At 62.4% G+C, this 20,047-nt stretch carries 6 protein-coding genes; 5 read left to right on the top strand and 1 reads right to left on the bottom strand.

Annotation, left to right across the window (positions count from 1 at the left end; genetic code table 11):
• Position 1 precedes the first annotated feature (1 nt).
• The 5 genes from RM192_RS10475 (at position 2) to RM192_RS10455 (ending at position 17,665) form a co-directional block, all read left to right on the top strand.
• On the top strand, positions 2–409 hold the full coding sequence (locus RM192_RS10475; RefSeq protein ID WP_311507482.1) for a biopolymer transporter ExbD: 408 nt from the start codon (positions 2–4) through the stop codon (positions 407–409).
• 19 nt (positions 410–428) lie between these two features.
• Positions 429–1,136, top strand: coding sequence for a TonB family protein (locus RM192_RS10470; RefSeq protein WP_311507481.1), 708 nt, complete (start codon positions 429–431; stop codon positions 1,134–1,136).
• Between the two features lie 93 nt (positions 1,137–1,229).
• Entirely contained in the window at positions 1,230–2,993 is a 1,764-nt protein-coding gene (locus tag RM192_RS10465; protein ID WP_311507480.1) for a putative porin, read from the top strand.
• A 293-nt stretch (positions 2,994–3,286) separates the two neighbouring features.
• Complete coding sequence (locus RM192_RS10460; protein ID WP_311507479.1) at positions 3,287–16,759, top strand: filamentous haemagglutinin family protein; 13,473 nt, start codon at positions 3,287–3,289, stop codon at positions 16,757–16,759.
• 162 nt (positions 16,760–16,921) lie between these two features.
• Positions 16,922–17,665 carry a TIGR02281 family clan AA aspartic protease gene (locus RM192_RS10455; protein WP_311507478.1) on the top strand — a complete coding sequence of 248 codons (744 nt, stop codon included), beginning with the start codon at positions 16,922–16,924 and terminating at the stop codon, positions 17,663–17,665.
• A gap of 59 nt (positions 17,666–17,724) precedes the next feature.
• Here the strand turns inward: RM192_RS10455 and RM192_RS10450 are convergent, their stop codons facing one another.
• Positions 17,725–19,677 carry a substrate-binding domain-containing protein gene (locus RM192_RS10450; RefSeq protein WP_311507477.1) on the bottom strand — a complete coding sequence of 651 codons (1,953 nt, stop codon included), beginning with the start codon at positions 19,675–19,677 and terminating at the stop codon, positions 17,725–17,727.
• Between the last annotated feature and the right edge of the window lie 370 nt (positions 19,678–20,047).

The following is a 20,047-nucleotide window of genomic DNA, read 5'->3' as shown; positions in this document are numbered from 1 at the left end:
GATGCAGGTAGGTGGCGGCCGCAAGGCCTATGACGATATCAACATCACTCCGATGCTCGATCTGGCATACGTGCTGCTCGTCATCTTTATCCTTATGGCGACTGCAAGTGTACAGGGGATCAAGGTCGATCTGCCGAATGCGTCATCCGCGCAAAGTCTGGCCGAACCGAAGACGGTAGCAATCACGGTCAACAACCAGGGGCAGGTGTTCATGGACGCCTTCCCTGTGACACTGCCCGAACTTGAAGCGCAACTGCGCAGCAAGAAGGCGGTCAACCCTGAATTGCCGATCGTTCTCAAGGGTGATGCCGCCACGCAATACGGCAAAGTGACCGAAGTGCTCGATTTGTGTCGCCGGCTTGACCTCAACAAGGTCGGGCTTGTCACTGGCAAGCCGAAGTCGGCCTGATCAAGGCGGGAATGGCACTGTGGCAACAGCAGACACCTTTGATCCGGGCGGCGGTGGCGGAGCGCGCCAGACGATCTTCATCGTCCTCGGCGGGGTGCTGCTGGCTGGACTGATTTGGTTCGTGTGGAACCAGTTGACTCAACCGATCACGCGCAAGGTGGCTGAGGAACAGCAGATCGTGGCGATGATCGAGCCCGATCTGCCGCCACCTCCGCCGCCTCCTCCTCCACCGGAGGTCAAGCCACCTGAACCGACCGAGCAGCAGTTGACACCTGCTCCTGTTCCCCAGGCTGCTCCGGATGCTCCAGCACAAACGCAGATGGACGCAGCTCCTTCGGCAGGCGTAGGCGGCATCGCGGCAGGTACTGGCAGCGGAATGGGTGCGCCCGGTGGTGCCGGAACCTGTCTCTCGCCGCCCTGCGGTGTCGTCAAAAGTGCCGCGCCATTCAACGAGGCGTTCTATCGGCGCACACTGTCGAGCGAACTGCAATCCTACATCGATCGCGACAAGCGGCTCAGCCGTCTGGTGTTCGATGCCGGACTGCACATCTCGATTTCGTCCTCCGGCGTCGTGACATCGGTCTCGCTGGTCAAGCCCAGTGGCAAGGCGGAAGTCGATCAGCAGCTTACGGCGGTTTTGCGGGGTATTCGCGGCCTTTCACCACCGCCTGCAGGTGTGCGCTTCCCACAGAACGTCAAGGTTCGGGGCCGGAGACCTTTCTCATGATCGCGCTTCGCCAGACCATTTTCATTCATCATCACGGGCACGCGACGGACCCTTGCTCCGCGCCTGCCAGCACGAGTTTCGGGGACAAATGACATGCTGAATTCGTCTGAAGCGCGCATGCGCAAGATTGTCGTGATCGGACTTCTGGCGACCGCAGCGATGCCGTTTGCGGCGCGGGCGCAGGACGCTGCGACAACGGTTGCACCGTCGGACAGCTCGATGGTGAACCTCGTCCGGTTGCTGGTCGAACAGAAGGTGCTGAGCGCCGACAAGGGCGAAGCGCTGATGCGTCAAGCGCTTTCCGAAGCCGAGGCCGCGCGCGCCGTCAAGCCTGCGCCTTCAGCAGCTGCGCTTGCCCCTCCCGCTGCGGGCGCTGTCCGCGTGCCCTATATTCCTGAAACCGTGCGCGACCAGATCAAGGCAGAATTGCGCAACGATGTTCTGGCGCAAGCCAAGCAGGAAGGTTGGGCTACGCGCGATCAGGCCGCACCCGACTGGACGCGCCGCCTCACGCTGTCGGGCGACTTGCGCGTCCGTTCGCAGTCAAACCTTTTCTCAAAAGCAAACTCAGACCAGATCTTCGATTTTGCCCGGATAAATGCGGGAGGCCCCTATGACGTTGCAGGCGCGACGTTCCCGTTCCTCAATACGCGCAAGGACAAGGTCAACCTGCTGGGCATCCGCGCCCGGCTCAACCTGAACGTCAAGGTTTCGGACCGGGTCGAGGCCGGGTTCCAGCTGGCGACGGGTGATGACAATTCGCCGATCGCGACGAACAACCTGCTCGGCGGCGGCTTCGGCAAACGCGACATCTGGTTGCAGGAAGCCTGGGTTGAACTGCGTCCGACAGATTGGGCCAGCGTCACGCTTGGCCGCATGCACAATCCGTTTGTCTCCACCGGCATGGTGTTCGACGAGGATCTCGCGTTCGACGGCGTTGCGGTTGAACTCGATTCTGGCACCATGATTTCCGACAGCGTCGCTGTGAAGGTGCGCGGTGGCGCGTTTCCGCTCGACTATGGTGATGCCAACTACCTTTCGACGCAGACGACCAAGCCCAGCTTCCCGCAAAAGTATTTGTTCTCGGGTCAGGTCGAACTGGATGCAGATGTTTCCGACGATCTCAACGTGCAGTTGGCGGCGGGCTATCATCACTTCACCAACGTGCAGGGCGACCTGTCCGAGCCGTGTCTTGTCGGCACGGGCGTAGTCGATTGCTCGACCGATGGCCTGCGTCCGTTTTTCCTGCGCAAGGGCAATACCCTGTCCTACCTGCGCCAGCTCGCCACCGTCGGCGGTGCTCAGCTGACGAGCCTGCCGCAGTACTTCGGGCTGACGTTCGATTACCGGCTGGTCGATCTCAATCTCAACGCTCGTTTCGCGCTTGATGACGAGTTGGAAGTCCTCGCCAAGGGCAACTACGTTCGCAACATCGGCTTCCGCCGTGGCGACATCTGCCGCAACGGCGTTCTGGGCGAACCGTTCAACAACGGCGGCACCACCGGCCTCGCCTCGGTCCCATCGCTCTGCGCGACGACCGGCCCGAAATCGACGTTCCTGGGCGGCAATGAAGCCTATCAGGGCATGCTGCGAGTGGGGTATCGCAATCCGGAGCAACCCGGTCAGTGGCAGTTTGAAGCCGGCTATCGCTACCTCGAAACCGATGCCGTTCTCGACAGCTTCACCGACAGTGAATTCCACATCGGGGGCACGAACTACAAGGGTTACTTCCTCGGTGGTGTGATCGGCATCTTCCCGAAGGTGACCTTCGGCGCGCACTGGATGAGTGGTAATGAAATTGCTGGCGATCCGCTGGCAATCGATGTGCTCCAGGTAGAGATAAACGCCAAGTTCTGATTGGTAGAAAATGCTATTCCGGCATGACTGTCCTGAATAGCGCCAACACTGTTCGGTCATCGTTAATAAGCCGAACTGACATATTGTTTGATTAGATCTTCATATCATGGACCCCGATTGCACATAATCGAGGTTTTCATGCCGTTCCGACGATAGCAGATAGGACAGTTCACGTGCAGTCACAGTCTGGTCGCGACCGGCTGTCCGCAACAAAGCGGGCAGCATTTCGTCTTGGTGCAAGCGTTCTGGCGGTTGCGGTGGCGAGTCCGGCTGTGGCGCAAGTCACTCCGGTGATGAGCGTACGTACCGGCGTAACGGCGGTCACTGTTCCCACCGCGACGTCGGTTTCGGCAGTGCGTTCGCCGAGCATGCAGCAGGCGTTGCAGAATCAGATCGCCAATCAGCAGCGCGTGGCAGACATGCGCGCGATGGTCCTGTCAGCCCGCGACGCGGCGTTAGCGGCGACCCGGACCAATCCGGTTGACGGCCTCGATGCCAAGGGCCTCGATCCCATAGCCACGATCAATCAGGCAATTGCAGCGGCGAGGGCAGGGGATACGACCAGGTCGACGACCCTGCTTACCAGTGCGTCTGCCGTGAATGACCCGACCGGCAAGGCAACCTGGCAAGGCGCAGGCCTGCCCACCCAGACCGTTTCCGGCGGCACGACCACCGTCACCATCAACCAGACCGAATCCCGCGCGCTGCTCTCGTGGAACAATTTCGACATTGGCGCCAACACTGTCCTCACCTTCAATCAGAAGCTGAACGGCGTTGCGCAGCCGGGCTGGACCGTGGTCAACCGCGTTGTCGATTCGGTCGCGCCAAGCACTGTGCTGGGTTCGATCAAGGCCGACGGCACGGTTGCCGTGCTTAATTCGCGCGGCGTGATCTTTGGCCAGAACAGTCAGGTCAATCTCTATTCGTTGCTGGTCAGTTCGCTCGAAATCGGCGCGGCCAGCGTCTATACCGGTGCGCCTGATCCAAAGCGCCTCAAGGCGCGCAACGAAAGTTACCTGCAGAACGGCCTGTTCTTCGACAGTGGCAAATTCACGCCGCTTCTGGCGCCCGACTACTTCATCCGGACTCCTTCAGGCATCGGCACGAGCGTCGATTTGCCGCCCGAGACGCTTGAGGGGGGAATTACCCTCGATGCGGGGGCGAAAATCACGTCGAGCAGCGGCGGGTTCATCATTCTCGCTGCCCCCCAGATCAACTCAGCTGGCCACCTCAGCGCGATCAATGGCCAGGTCAGTCTTCAGGCAGGTCGCCAGATTTTCGCGTCGGTATCGACCGGGAGCGATCAGTCGATCGACCCGTTCGTGCGCGGATATATCCTCCGGTCGTTCACGCAGGGGCGCGGCAATCACCAGACCGCCGCCAATGCGCTGACATCGGCGGTCGACGACGGCAGCGTGGTCAACACCGGTTTGATCGAATCGGTTCGCGGTTACATCTCTCTTGGCGCCGGGCTTCGAGGAGCGGTGACCAACAACGGGCTGTTGAGCGCGACCACAAGTGTTTCGAGAAACGGCAAGATTGCCCTGAACGCCGGAACGGTTGTGCTGGGCGGGAACAGCGAACTCGCGCGAGCAGGCGGGATTTCGATTCTGCCCGACAGCGATGGCACCACGATTCCGCAAGGCAGCGCAGCCAATCCGCCGTCGTTCAAGGCATCGCAGATCGAAATCGGCGCGATCGGCCGCACCGACGAAACCAACGACATTCTTGGCACGCTCGTGCCCGGTAAGGTTACATTCGGGCAGAACAGCCTTGTCTACGCACCGAGCGCAAACGTCGTCGTGGGCCGCAAGGCGGCGACGGTGGCCGACGAACTGTCCGTGCTGCCAAGTTCCATCGACATCCTGTCAGGTGCAACGATCGATGTCGGCGGAATAAAGGATTACCAACTCGCCTCGTCGGTAAACAGCCTCAAGATTTCGCCCGCAAAACGCAACGAGTTGCGCGATACGCCCAACTATCGCGAAACCGCAATCGATGGCAATTTTACCCTTAACGGTAGCACGCTTTACGTCGATCCGCGTCTGTCCGGCGTGCGTGCCGACGGCGTTGCATGGATTGGCTCGCCGCTGATCGAGGCGGGCAGCCTCGCCAGCCAGATCCCCGCCACGGCGGCGCAACTGATGACCAAGGGCGGTTCCGTCACGCTCAATGTCGGTTCGCTGACGAGCCTGACAGATATCGCCACTGCGCCGCGCGTATTCGTGGCACCGACCGCGCGCATCGACATCTCCGGTGGCTGGGTCAACTATGCCGCAGGCCCTGTCCTGACGAGTAAGCTGGTGACTGCCGATGGCCGCATCGTCGATATCGGCGAGGCTGATCCGAACGACGTCTACGTCTCTATCCTCAATGGTTACACGAGCAGCCAGCCTACTTTTGCCGTCAGCGATACGTTTACCAATGGCGTGGCCCAGGCCAACCAGATCGAAGCAAGTTACGACGAAGGCCGTGATGCCGGAACGCTGGTCGTGTCCGCTCCCGCGATTGACTTTGCCGGGCAGATTTCCGGGCAGGCCTTTGCAGGATCCCGCCAGCTTCAGGCCGCGCGTGAACCGACCGGAACGGCTTCTGTCGCTTCCATCACCCGCGTGGTTCAGGGCAGCGCCTATGAATTGCCGTCGGGCGGCGGGGTGCAGATCGGATCGTTCTCGGGCGGCACCCAAGCTGAAGCGGGCGCGGACATCGTGGTTTATCGCGGCACCCGGACCGGCGGCGAAAGCACCGTTCAGACCTTGCTGAACGATGCGATGCTGACCAGTGCCGGCCTGTCGGCGCTGACCCTTCAGACGTCCGGCTCGGTGATGTTTGCCGGTGCGGCCCAGACGTTGCTTGATCCTTCAGCGGCGACATTAACGGGCGCATCGTCGGTGTCGCTAGCCGCTGGCGGCACACTGCGAGTCGATGCAGGCCGGTCAATCCGCTTCGATGGCGCGATTTCGATCTCGTCCGGGGCCGTCATTGCCAATACCCTGCAGCTCGGCAGCAGCGGGATCGGCATCGATCTGACCGCTATCGGCTCGCCTTACACGGCGGCTGACAACATCGCGGCAAGCTACACGTCGCTCGCGGAGGCCCCGCGGCCATTCGATATTGACGTGACCGGGACCATTTCGGTCGCTGGACGCTTCACCAACGATTTTGGCGTCGCCGACCAGTTGCAAGGCTCTGCCTGGACGCATGGCGGGTCGATCTCGCTGGCGGTTGCACCCAACCAGTTCGCCAAGATCTCGGAAACGCCGGACGGGCCAGCGACCGACTATGCTGATCTCAGCGGGAGCATCACGATTGCGCCCAGCGCCCTGCTGGACGTTTCGGCGGGCGCTTACGTGTCATCTCTCGGTGCGGTTTCAGCTACCGCGCGTGGCGGCGACATCGCCTTCAGCGCTCCCACGATCTTTGCGCCGATTGTCCGGTCCTACAGCGATGGTCAGCAAGTTTACTACAACGCGCCCACCGTTCCTTCCGTGCAGCGCGCGCAAGTCTCGTTCGGTGCGGCATCGCTCAAGGGCTTCGGCTTCTCCAGTGGCGGCTCCTTCTCGCTGACGGCGCCCAACATCACTTTCGGGTCCGATGTTGCAGCAGGCAGCAGCCACATCGGCCTCGACTTCCTGCAGCAGACTGGCTTCGGCACGCTGAGCTTTGACACGTTCCGGTCGGTTCTGCAGCCCGGATTGTTTGCAGTAGGCGGTGCGCCCAATGAGGCGCTGCTGGCAACGACCGTCTTCCGGATCAAGGCTGGCGAAACGCTCGACCTCACGCAAAGCCTCTATTCCAACCGCTTCGGTACGGCGGAGCTAGCTGCGTTGCGCGGGCTGGCATCGGGCAGCCGTCTGGATTCCATCCTGACGCCTGCTGTCCCGCAAACCGATTGGGACCGGGTCGCCGGCCATCTTGTGATGTCCGGACTGACCGAACTCGATGTCGAGGCGGGCGGGCAGATCATCGGTGCCGCGGGCGCCAGCATCACGGCTCCGAAGATCTACAACGACGGGTCGATCGTATTGCACGGCGGCACGTTGAACCAGAACCAGCAACTCCCGCTGTTCCTTTCGCGCGACTTTTCGATTGGCATCGGTGGCACCAGCCAGACGACGCTGGATGACGCCTTTGGTGCGCGCGGCGAGGGTGGCGCGTTCGATGCCGCTGCGGAAAATGCGGCAGGACTGACTTACGACGCGCAAGGCGGAAAATTCGCTTTCACCAACCGCCAGCTCGCGGCGACTGGCAGCGTCTACTACCTCGGCACACTGGACGCCGATCAGGCCGTCGTGCTGACCGGGCGGAGCGTAACCGACCTTTCCGGGGCGGCCATTTTCAACCCCTTCACTGCGATCAAGCGCGGCGGCGGGCAGATCGCCGACGGACGGATCGTCTCGGGCGGAAAAATCACCACGTCGGCAGACATCAACCTGCTCACGCCGTACTTCCCGGTAGCCCGGTTCGGGCTGGACCCCTTCGCCAGTTCGAAGCCGATTGCCGACGCACTCTTCGTCAGCCAGTCGATCGCGGGCTCGTTCAACGCGTTGCGGTCGGCGAAGATCGATCTGCGCGGGGCGAGCGCTACTTTCGACGTCGCTTACACGCCAGGCGTATATCAGCCCGTTCAGCAATGGAGTGACGGCGGTACATTGTCGGTCCTCGGCGGTGGTACGATTGCCGGGGCCTCAATCCTCGCTCAGGGCGGGGCGACTGCGGCAACCGGTGGAACGCTGGAATGGCTCCGGCCCACCTTGGTTCACAATTCCAGCGCCAATGTCACGGACAGGCTGCTTGACGGTCAGATCGCAGCTGGCGGCTTCGACACGCTGATCGCTCGCGGCGGCCTCTCATTCGATGGCGCAGTTTCGTTGACGCTCGACAAGGCACTGATCGTCACGAGCGCACCGGTCCTCGCCGGGACCATCGCGCCAGACGCTTCGGCGGACGTGATTGTTTCCGCTACGGCCGATACCATCGCACAAGTATCAGCACCATACATCCGCTTCGCCAGCCTCCGCGGCGGCGTGGATCTTGGCAATATCAACAAGGTTTCGGCAAATTCCGGCACTGCCAAGCTGACGTTCAACGCAGGCGCGCAAGGCATCGATTTCGTCGGCGCAACGCTGTTCGACGGGACGATTGCGTCCACGACCTTGAACGCGCTCGGCGATCTCAGGCTGACTGGCGTCAACACCGCCAATCTGGCATCGGGCGCGCCCGGAACGCTCAACGGTGAATTGCTCACTCAGGGTGACCTGACCGTCGACGCAGCCCGGGTCTATGCGACGACGGGGACGGGCAACCTGCAGCAGATCCTTGAGGATTTGCGTGCGGGGCGGCGCTTGGACCGTGCGGCCTTGCCGTTTGAAATTGCCGCATTCGGCAATTCAAGAATCACGTTCCTCGGCACGCATCTCAACAAGGTCACCCCGTTCAGCGCGGGGTCCTACTTGCGCGTCCAGGCAAAGACGATCGAGCAGAACGGCTTCGTGGCCGCACCGCTCGGCCTGCTGGAATTCGGCGGCAATGGTACGGTGTCGATCGCCGGCCAATCGGCCCCTGGCGCCGGGACAGTGCGCGCCATTGCAACCGAAACGCTGACCTTCGGCGCAGGCAGCCTGACCAGCGTTTCGGCAGCCGGCGTCAAGATTGGCGGCACGGCAGCAGCGATTCCTTACGGCACGACCACCGACCTTACCGAGGTGTTCTTCACGCCCACGGCCAATGACCCGATCACCTCGCCGCCAACTGGCGAATTGATCATGGCAGGCTCGGCCATTTCGGTCGACGCGGGCGCGCTGGTGGATGGCCGCGGCGGCGGCGATGTTTTCGCGTATGAATTCGTTTCGGGCACGGGCGGTTCGCGCGATGTGCTGGACCGCTTCAACGCCGATCAGTTCAGCGCCAATCTTTATGATGCGGCTGCTGGAACCGGCTTCCAGTATGCCGACAAGCGGCAGGTCTTCGCGATCATACCGGTTGAACAGGCGCAAAGTCTGGCGATGTACGATCCGCTCTATTCGGCGGACTACGGGACGAACGGTCCGGTCGATCTCTATGGTGCCTCGGCGGGCCTGACCGTGCAGCTTGATGGGTCGGAAGGGGTTCCTGCGGGCGAATACCTCTTGCTTCCCGCGCACTATGCGCTGCTTCCCGGTGCCTACCGGTTGGTCGAGAACTCTGGCACGGCTGCCCCAGCGCCCGGCACTTCGCAGACGTTGCTTGACGGAAGCGTGATCGTCGGCGGCAACTACGCTACGTCCGGAACAGACCTGGCCCAGTCGGCAAGGCGCTCTTTTACGCTGCAGTCGAAGACGACCATTTCCAGATACTCGCAGAATACGACGACCTCGGTCAGCCCCGCATTGGCGACGCGCGCCAACCAGCTTGACCTGATCCGGCCCCGGCTTGCGCTCGACAGCGCGCGGACGATCATCAGCCCGCTGGCGTCGCTCAATGTCGCCGGAACGTTCGATTTCACGCCGGCCACTGGCGGGCTGGGCACTGCGATCGACATTGGCGGCACGGATATCGTGATCGGCGCCGAAAATCCGGGCACGGACGGCGCGCTGTTCCTGTCGAACCAGACGCTCGACAATCTCAATGCGAACAGCCTGTTCATCGGCGGCCAGCGCAACAATCAAAGCGACGGCACGGCTCTGCTGAACATCACCGCATCGAACATCACGATCAATGCGGACGCCAACATCAGCGCGCCGGAACTGCTGTTTGCGGTTGGCGCCAAGGATGCGTCAGCAGGTCTCGAACCTCCGGCTCTGACCATCGCGGCCGGGGCCGTTCTTACGGCAACCGGTGTTCTGGCCGATCCGCGCGACGGCGATTACATCATTGCCTCCGATGCCGACGCCTCGCCAGCAGGGCCGTTCGCGCTGACGGGCATCGGCGCAGCGTTGCGCATCGCCAATGGACCCGAGCGTCTTTTCCAGCGGCAGGGCGATTTCGCGACCCGCAACTCGTTGCGGCGCGCGACGCTGACCATCGGTGCGGCGACGCTGCAGGGTGCAAACATTGCGCTCGATTCAAGCCGGACCTTCCGCATCTCGAACGACGCCGTCCTGACCGCACCGAACATCGCGGTAAGCGGCGACAGCCTGCGTTTTGGCACGGGCGGCTTCCTGCCGGAAATCGAAGCCAAGTTCGCGGCGGCGACGCACCTGACCTTGCGGTCACCCGATGCGGTGGCGTTCTCGGCAGGCACGCACACGTTTAATGATCTGACGCTCGATTCCCAGGGAATCAGCCGCGTCAACGGCGCGCCAGCGGCCAATGCACTGCCAGTTGACGTCGTGATCAATGCCAAGGCATTTGATTGGCACAGTTCGGCTGGCGCGTACTCCGGTTGCGTTGCTGCGGGCGCCAAGTCCTGCGGGATCGCGGGCAGTTCGTTGTCGCTGGTCGCCGATACGATCACGTTCGGGTCGGGCAAGCTCGGCGTCTATGGGTTCAACAACCAGTCCGCGGTTTCGTTGACCGCTGCCAAGGGTATTTACGTTCAGGGCAGAGGTAGCCTTTCGGTCGGCAACATTGCCGGATCGGCGGGTGATGCCGACTCTACGCTTTCGCTGATTGCGCCATTCATTGCCGATCGCGCACTTGCGGCCGATCCGCAGTTGCAGAAGGTGCGTCCGGACTTCCAGTTCAACACTCGCTCGGACTTCACGCTCTCCGCGCCAAGCCTTGCCGCCGGGACAGCGGCGCTCGCGCCGACCGGAAACCGCGCGCCCGGCGCCCGGATCGCAATCGGCTCCGCCGATGCGCCCACTGCGAGCGTAACAGTGAATTCTGCGGCGATCATCGCCACCTCCGGCTTCATCGACATAGCGGCGCAAGGCGACATCTCGCTGACCGGTAGTGCGTCGCTCGCCACACCGGGCTTTACCAAGACCTTCGGCGACAAGGTTGATTCCGTCACGGTCTCGGCTGGCGGCGGGACCGTACGGCTTGTCTCGCTCGGCGGTGATATCAGCACTTCGGCCGGTTCCTCGCTGGTCGTCGATACCGGCGTCGGGTCGGCAGGGGCACTCAACCTCATCGCCAGCCGCGGCGCAATCACGCTGGCTGGCACATTCAATCCGGGCGTCACCGGAACACGCAGCGCCTCGCTGGCGCTTGATGCGCAGACATCTGCGTTCGACCTGACAGACTTCGTCAACCGCTATGGCAAACTATTCCAGGGCGACATCGCGATCCGCGCAGGCGCGGGCAACCTGACGCTGGCAGCGGGACAGTCGGTCCGCGCAAAGAGCTTCAGCCTGACCGCCGACGGCTTCGGTGCGGATCAGGGCCAGATCGTCATCGCTGGCACCATCGACACATCGGGCCGCTCGGTCGCCGGAATGAAACTTGCTGCAGCCAAGGACATCGACGTCAACGGCGGCGCGATTACCCTTTACGGCAACAACGGCGTTCGTCTTGCTCAGACTGCGGTTCTGGACACGCATACCAGCGGCTATCTTGACGCCGACACCCGTTCCGCAAGCGCGGGCAACGTTACTCTGGGTATCGGCAGCCAGACGGCTGCGCTGACGATCGAGAGTGGTGCCAAGATCGATGTCGGCGTCCACCGCACCAGCGGGCAGACCGGCAACAGGCTAGTCGCGCAGACAGTCACCGATGCGGGTTCACTCACACCTGTCACGGTGTTCAACTTCGTCTCGGCGGACAAGGGCGGGGCAATCAACCTGCGCGCGCCGGTGGACGATGCGACGGGTTCAAAGGTCAACATCAGCCTGCCCGGTGCGTCCGCTTTTGTCGGCGCGTCCTCGATCCAGATCGAAGGCTTCAAGCGCTACGACCTCGACGCGTTGGCCGCCCGCTATACCACCAGCCTCAAGGCCAATGCCGGTGTTCCCGACTTCTACGGCGTCAGCCCGACGCGCTCGGGCATCGAACTCAACCTTCTCGCCGGTTCCGACGACGTCAATGACGACGGCAACTATGCTCCCTATTCGCTGACCCGAAACATCCTGGCGAGCGACTTCGTGACCGCGGACGGGCTGCAGTCCATTCCGAATTTCATCCGCAATTTCGGTATTACCGCAGCTGACGGCAGCTCGTTTGGCACAGCCATCCGCCTGCGTCCCGGCATCGAGCTTGCGTCGAGTTCCTCAATCACGCTGCAGAGCAACTGGAACCTCGGGGCGGGCACAGTCGATGTGGTCCGCGCGGCCGAAGACGGCGTGCTGGTGGCGCTGCCGGGGCTGAACTTCAACAATGGCGGCGTCGATGGCTTCGGCGTTCCCTATTATGCGGTCGCAGCCGGGCAGGATGCTAACCTGTTCCAGAACTACACCGATTTCACCTATCGCGTCGGCGGCAAGGCCTCTGGCGAAGCGCCGGTGCTGACCCTGCGGGCGGCGAAGTCGCTGACCAGCTTCTACAGTATCTCGGACGGGTTCTTCGTCTTCCGTGATCGCAGCAACCCGGACTACGTCGCCTACCAGTTGGGCGGGGACAACCGCACTGTGCTGCCGTCAGGCACCCTGATCTGTGGCGGGGCTGCCTCGCTCGATTGCGGCTCGCTTGGCAACTTCGCCGATGTTGCCGCAGCCCGTTACCAGCCCAGCGCGCAAAATCCGTTCGACCCTGCCACCGTGGCGACCATCAATCTCGGTCTGATCGGCGCAGGCGATGACGTGACGGCGGTGATCGAAGCACCGTTCTCGCAGCTGGCAAACTCGGCAGCGTCGGTCGGTGGACTGGACGTTGATTTCAACAACGTCGGCAATCCGCTCGCCAATGCAGACCTGTTCCCGTTACTGGACGGTGGTTCTGCCTTTGCGCGCTCGTCGAGCATCCGCCTTGTGGCAGGCGCCGGCGAGGTCCAGTCCGCCGATCCGCTGCACGTTGATCGCTCAGTCAGCGGTGATGTGTCGATTGCGGGTGAACACAGCTATACGGTCACCGCGCTGCGCGGCACCGCAGCGTTCGGCAACAATCCGGCCACGGGCCTCGCAGACCTGCAACTGCGCATCACGGCAAGCGACCGCACTACCGCGAACGTCTCGGTCGACAACAACTTCCTCGTCAATGCGGCCGGAGCCAGCGCTTCAGGCATCGATGCTGATTCGACTGGCGAGCGCTATGCCGTACTCAACTGGGGCAGCGCTTCGGCCAAGGCGGATTATCTGCGCCAGGCTGCAACCGCCTACTTCGACCTGGTCGATGGCGGGACCTATGACTTTGCCGCCTATGGCGCGCTGAACGACAGCCAGAAGGCTGTTTTGCGCGTTGGCATTGCGCAAGGCGCTACGCGGTCGCCCTCGGGTGTTGCAGCACGCTTCAGCGACATTCTGGGCTTCCTCAACAGCATCGATCCCCAGTCCGGTCTTACGGTGGCGCAGACGGTTGCTTCCAAGGTTACCGAAGGGTTCTTCGACGCTCCCGTTCCCGTGCCCAAGGCGCCGCTCGTCCCCGCGCAGTCACGCACGGTGAACTACGGTTCGTTTGTCCGCACTGGCGATGGCACGATCGACATCGCTGCGGCCGGTGACATCAGCCTGCTGCGCTCGGCCGACCCCGTATATCGCTCCGACCCCAACGACGCTTCGACGCGCTATCAGGTTGGCGGTAGTGCGGTCTACTCTGCAGGCCACGTGGCTCTGTCCACCGCGCGCGCAGCGAGCACGGTTGACGGTGCGGTTTCCGCCTCAATCTCGCTCGTCTTCAACCAGGCCAATCAGGCAGCACTCGTAGCCAGCTACCTGCCGTCACCACTCGAACAGTTCTTCGTGTTGCCGCAGGCGCTTGAAGAAGGTGGCGCGATCAGCCTCAATGCAGGCGGCAACGTCCTCGGACGGCAGGATCTGTGGAGCGCACGGTTCGCAGGCAATGCGGTTGAATACACGCGCCCCGGATCGACCGCTAACACCCAACCCAACAATCTCCAGAACCTGGGATCCATTGCATCGAGGATCGGGACTGCCGACCAGCGCTGGCGCACCGGCGCGATCGGGCAGGATTCGCTTGCCGCCATTTCGCCCAACCTGTTTACCTCGGGCATTGGTGCGCTGGGCGGCGGGAATATCGACATCTCGGCAGGCGGCCGTGTTTCCGGCCTGACGCTGGCGATCGATACCAGCTTTGCCACGGCAGGCGCTCGCCAGAGCCTGAGCCCAAGTGTCGAACGAACCGTTTCTGCCACCGCAACCTCCACTGGCGGATCTGCTCTGGCGGCTCCGGTTCTGGTCACTGTCGGGGGCGGAAACCTGGCCGTGCAGTCCGGTGACGATCTCGTCGGCGGGCGCTTCGATATCGCATCGGGCCGGGCGGAAATCAGCGTTTCGGGCGACATTACCACCGGCGCTGCGCTTGTCCGGGGTTCAGACACGGTGGATTCGCTCAGGTTCAGGCTTGGAGACGCGACCGTGCTGGCCAATGTACAGGGCAGCATTTCGGCAACGGGTGCGCAAGCTCTTGGCGTCAGCTTCAATTCAGCCGGCACCGACTCCTACGCCGCATCGTACAACTCGCTCGGCAACTTTACCTCGATCTCGGGCATCAATCTGGTCGCAACCGGCGCGGTCACGCTGTCGGGTGACTTTGAATCGGCGGGCGGGTTCGCCGCACTTCCGACGGGCCTGCAAAGCGTGCTCGGCTTCGTGCTTCCGCCAAGCCTGCAGATCACATCATTTACCGACGATATCGCGCTGTTCTCGTCGCTCGACGGAAGCACGCCCTATCTTCTCTATCCGTCGCCCATCGGGCAGTTGAGCCTGCTGTCTGGCGGTTCGCTCGTTTCGACCTCGATTGCGATGCTCGACAGCGATCCATCACTGCTTCCGGGCAGGTTCTCGGCATTCACCGGCGAAGGGCCGAACGTCGTCAACTCTGCCGGGGTAAATGTGCCTGCCCTGATTTCGGGCAACGCCTTGCCGTTCCTGTTCCCCGTCTTCTCGTCCACCACGTCCGACGCGCAACTCCGGCTCTATCACGCCAGTACCGCGCTGCATCTGGGTGATACCGACCCGGCCCGCATATTCGTGGACGGGTCGATCCGTAATTCGAACATTCTGTTGGCAAAGCAGGGCCGTATCGGCGCGGGCGTCGATATCATCGATACCTACTTCACCGGCCAGAACGTCGCCTCCACCGACATCACGCGCATAACCGCCGGTCGAGATATCATCGGCTCGTCCACCTCGAACCTCAGCAGCGGCGCCAAGAGCTTCGTGCTTGGCAACAGCTTCACGCTGGGCGGACCGGGCGCTTTCAACATCGAGGCCGGGCGCAACCTCGGGCCGTTCATCACATCGGCCACGGTGGGCGGCGTTGCCTATGCAGGTGGCATCCGCACGGTGGGCAACGATTTCAATCCGTGGCTGCCTGCGCAGGGCGCCGACCTCGGCATTGGTTTCGGCATCGCCAATGGCGCTGACTACGTCGCGTTGCGCGAGACCTATCTCAATCCGGCCAATTACGTGCAACTCGATGGCGATCTGTTCGAGCAGATCACCGACGTGAACGGCAACAAGAGTCCTGACCGCAGCAAGCCGGTCTATGCGCCAAAATTGGCCCGATGGCTGAAGGTGAATGCGCCCGATGCGTTCGGTGCGGTATTCGGTGACCTGTCCTTGGCTGATGACGCCGCGCTGACCAGTGCCGCCTATTCCCGGGTCAACAACCTCTACGCGGCTTTCACCAACCTGTCCCAGATCGTCCAGAACCGCTTCCTGGTGAACACGCTCTATTTCGGCGAGCTGGCTGCTCCGGCAGACCCGACCGGAACGTCGTTCCAGCAGTACATCCGTGGCTACCGCGCGGTTCAGACGTTGTTCCCGACGAGCCTTGGCTACACCGACAACCTCGCACCTTACACGACCGATCCGGCGACGGTGAATGCCGATCACCCGCTCGGCGTGCCCGTGCGCAACATCGTCAATGGCGAGCCGCAGGTCGCTACCCGAGTGCTGACGGGCAACGTCGACTTACGCCTTTCGACGATCGAGACGACGCGCGGCGGTGACATCACCATCCTCGGGCCTGGCGGCGATTTCATTGGTGGTTCGGTGGTCCGCACCAGCGTTCAGCCCACGCGGAAGGTGACGACGGCGGTCAATTACATCGGCGGCGGGCTCCCGCTCGCGTCACGCGCTAGCCCGCTTCCGTTCACCGGTGTGCCAATCGGTTTCGAGGGTATCCTCACGCTGCGTGGCGGCTCGATCAGCAGCTATACTGACGGCGACCTTCGTCTGAACCAGAGCCGTCTGTTCACGCAAGCCGGCGGGGCCATCACGTTGTGGTCGTCGAACGGCAATCTCAACGCGGGACAGGGGCCGAAAAGTTCGTCGAACTTCCCGCCGATCACCCAGCGCTTCAATCCCGATGGCCTGAGCGAAGTCGACTCGGCCGGCAGTGTCGCAGGCGCCGGCATCGGTGCGTTCAAGCAGAACCCGACCGATGCGGATTCGGCGATCATCCTGGTTGCACCAGTTGGCGAGGTTGACGCTGGCGACGCAGGCGTGCGCGCCTCGGGCAACATCTTCGTTGCCGCCGCTCGGGTGGCTAACGCCGACAACTTCCAGACCAGCGGAACGGTCAGCGGCGTGCCCAGTGGCGCAGTGGTCGCAGCGCCGGTCACGCCCGCCAGTGCGGCTTCGGCCGTCGCTGCCAACGCTGCACGGGTTGCAGGGTCTGACAGCAGCGGTTCGGACCGTACGATCATTACCGTGGACGTTACCGGGGCGGTGGGGCCGGAGTGTTCGGACGAAGATCGCAGCGCCGGCACTTGCGCCGCGCAATAATTGACCGCGGACGGTCCCGGAACCGGGGCCGTCCGCGGTGCTCCTGACGAGGCGTTAAACGCTGGTTATCAGCGAGCCAGGAGTCATCCCGATACTGCACTTAAGCAGGGATAAGCCACACCCGTAGCAAGACATGAGCTCCTCTCTTCGAGCGGGATGCCCATGTTTTTCAATGTTCTGGCCTTCATCCTATCGCTTGGCGAACCGGGCAATGCCGGGGCTGGCGAGGTTGCGGACAGCGCTTCCCGAATGGCAGCTTCGCCTGTCGTCGCCGCCGAAGCTGATCCGGCGTGGGTCTTTGCCAGCGCCGCTTTGGTACCGCTTGTCCGGCAAGGCATGCCAGCGGTTTCGCTCCCTGAGTTCGCTGTCAATCTGCACCCACGACGCCGGTCCCGGGTAAGGCACGCCCGTCTGGACCTGACGCGACTGAAAGCGGACTTGCAGCAGTCTCTTGCCGCTGTTCGGGAATTAGGGCCTGCGCGATCTGAACCGGCTGCTGTTCCGGTCAGCGCGCGGGGCTTCGTCCGGCTTGGCGGCGGCGATGGCGCGGACACGCTGTGGCGCGAGGAGGACGGCCTCTTCTACGTCTCGGCGCGGATAAACGGCGCAGTCGTGCGTCTGATCGTCGATACCGGAGCTTCGTATACTGTGCTCTCGGCGGAAGACGCGCGCCGGGTCGGAGTGGACCCCGGCCAGATCACCTTTGGCGACAGCGCGGACACGGCAGCAGGCGCTTCGCCGATGGCCCGGATCGTGCTGGCAAACCTTGAGATCGGTCAGAACATGGCGGCAGGCGTGCCGGCAATGGTGGCGAGCGGCCCTCTGCGAACGTCACTGCTCGGACAGAACGTGCTTTCACGCCTCGGATCGGTCACGATCGAGGGCGACCGGATGACATTGCGATAAAAAAACGGCCCCGGATTTCTCCGGGGCCGTCGTTTCTTACACCGAAGTGCAGGGGCTTATCAGGCGCCCATACCGGGGGTGCAGTTCGCGTTGCTCTTGGCCGAAGCGACAGTCGTCGCCGAGGTCGGGATGACGCTCTGGATCCACAGGCCGTTGCCGGTGCCCGGAACGGTGTAGTAGCCCTTCTTCACAGCGTCATAAGCGACGTTGATCTGACCAAGCTTGGTGCCGCCCGTAGCGCCGAGCTGGGTCGACGACTTCAGGAAGGTTTCGGCGATGGCAGCGCGCCAGGCGGCAGGCATCGGAGCAATACCCGACTGGACGTTGATGCCAGGGCCGGTCTTCGAGGTGCTGATGAAGGCGTTGGCGTCAAACACCAGCGGAGCTTCCTTGGTCGCCTTGCCGGCAATGAGCGCGATCAGGTTGTTGACCGAAAGGCGCGTGTTGGCGTTGGCATAGCACTGGTAAGGCAGCATCATGGTTACGCCAGTGATGGCGTAGCCCTTTACAGGAGCTGCCAGCGTGTTGGCGGGGTTGGCATAAAGCACGCCGGTCCAGTGGAGCGGGTTGGCGCGGTCAACCGGTTCGGCAAGGCCGGTGGTCGGGTTGACGATCGTGCGCGTGTCAGCCGTGCTGTAGGCGCCCGACGAAGCAATGGACTGCGGAGGCAGGATTGCAGCCGTGCTTGCACCGAATGCAGCAGCACCGTTGGTTGCGTTCGGCATGGCGTAAACCGTGCCTGCGCCGCCAACCTGAAGCGCGACGCTGAACACGCCGGTGCCGAGCGGAGCCGGAGCAACGAAGTCCGAACCCGTGTAGCCCAGCTTGCCGTTCAGCAGAACGCCGTTGGTCGAAGCGCGGTCAGGTGCCAGGTTGATGGCGCCAGCAACACCGCTCGTGCCGTTGGCGATCATGAACTTGCCAGCAGTTTCAACACCAAGCGTGGTGACGATCGCACCAGTGGTCTTGTTGTAGTAAGCGCCGCTGAGCGACTGGTGGGCAACGTCGTTGGTGGCGTTTGCAAAACCGGTGCCGTGCGAACCGGTGTAAACCGTGCCGCCATCAACGCTGACCATGTTCAGCGACGATTCCCAAGGCAGACCGCCAGCAGCGCGGTTGAACTTGTTGATGCCGCCGGCATTCACGTCAGCACCGCAAACTGCAGCGAGGTGGCGCGTGAAGATGTCGGTGGTGCCCGACGAGTCCGAACGTCCAACGAGGCGGATCGGGGTAGGTGCGCTTACGCCGCGCGGATCGGTCGGATCAAGAAGCGAAAGGCCGCCGTTGCGGGTCTTGAGCTTGGCGTCGGTCCAGTCAGTGATGACGCCGTTGAAGATTTCGCAGTAGTCGGTGCGGTTCATGCGCAGACCGCCAACGGGATTGCCGGCTGCGTCCTTCTGGACGTAGGTCGACTTGACGTTGAACTTGAGGTCCTTGCCGGCAACGGTATCACGACCGTAAACCGGGTTGTAGGCCAGCGCGACAGGCAGGGCGAACAGCGGGATCTGGATCGCATTGCCAAGCTTGTTGGTGGCCGAAGAGGCCACGAACGTGGTCTGGTCCGACTGCGAGATAGGGCCGTCCGAGAATGCGAACTGGTAGTGCGACCATGCGGGCAGGTTGTTGGCAGGGTCAAACGGGTTGACCTTGCTGCCGCCGAACACGGAAGCGAACGTGCGCCAGCCCTTGCGGCCGTCACCTGAACCGGTTGCCACATAGAGGCCCGAGTTGTTCGGCTGAAGATCGGTGGTGGCGCAATCGAGCGGCTTCGGCGTGAGGCCAACGCCGAGGTAGTTGCCTTCAGGGACAACCGACGTGGTGTTGTTGTTGTTGCCGGCCGGGTTGTTTGCCGAAAGGCAGTTCATGTCCTGGACGAGCACATAAGTGATCGACGAAGCGCCAACGCCGTGAAGAACGTCCGGACCGGGGTTGACGGCCTGGGCCTGCGCGCCGCTGGCAATGGTGCTGGCAAGCATCGAGGCTGCCAACAGGCTCAACTTGGTGGTTTTCATTTTTGATTCCTCGTCAGAAGATAGAATTCACTGCGTATTTGACCAACCATCATCGAGATGGGTGCCGAAATACATTGCGATCAACCATCGTAAAAATCGTAAATTAAGGGTTAAGCTAACCGGTCTATCTCAGTACTTGGGCTGTGCAGGCCGCAGGGTTGTCTAAGATATTCGGGTGCAAAGACTTTTAGTCACGATCTTATTAGGTTGATGCGAACCTTCTCGGTCCGCGATTCGCCTTCTATCGGAGGGCGATTTCAAAATTATGCGCCATATATGAACGTTGCGTAACGGCGTTGAAGCTATGTCTGCTTGCGTCGGAAAGGCACAAAACCGCCTGACAATCGCCACGCAATTGCAACAGAACGGT

Source organism: Novosphingobium sp. MMS21-SN21R (assembly GCF_031846015.1).
Classification (GTDB): Bacteria; Pseudomonadota; Alphaproteobacteria; order Sphingomonadales; family Sphingomonadaceae; genus Novosphingobium.
This window is presented reverse-complemented; position numbering and strand designations above follow the sequence as displayed.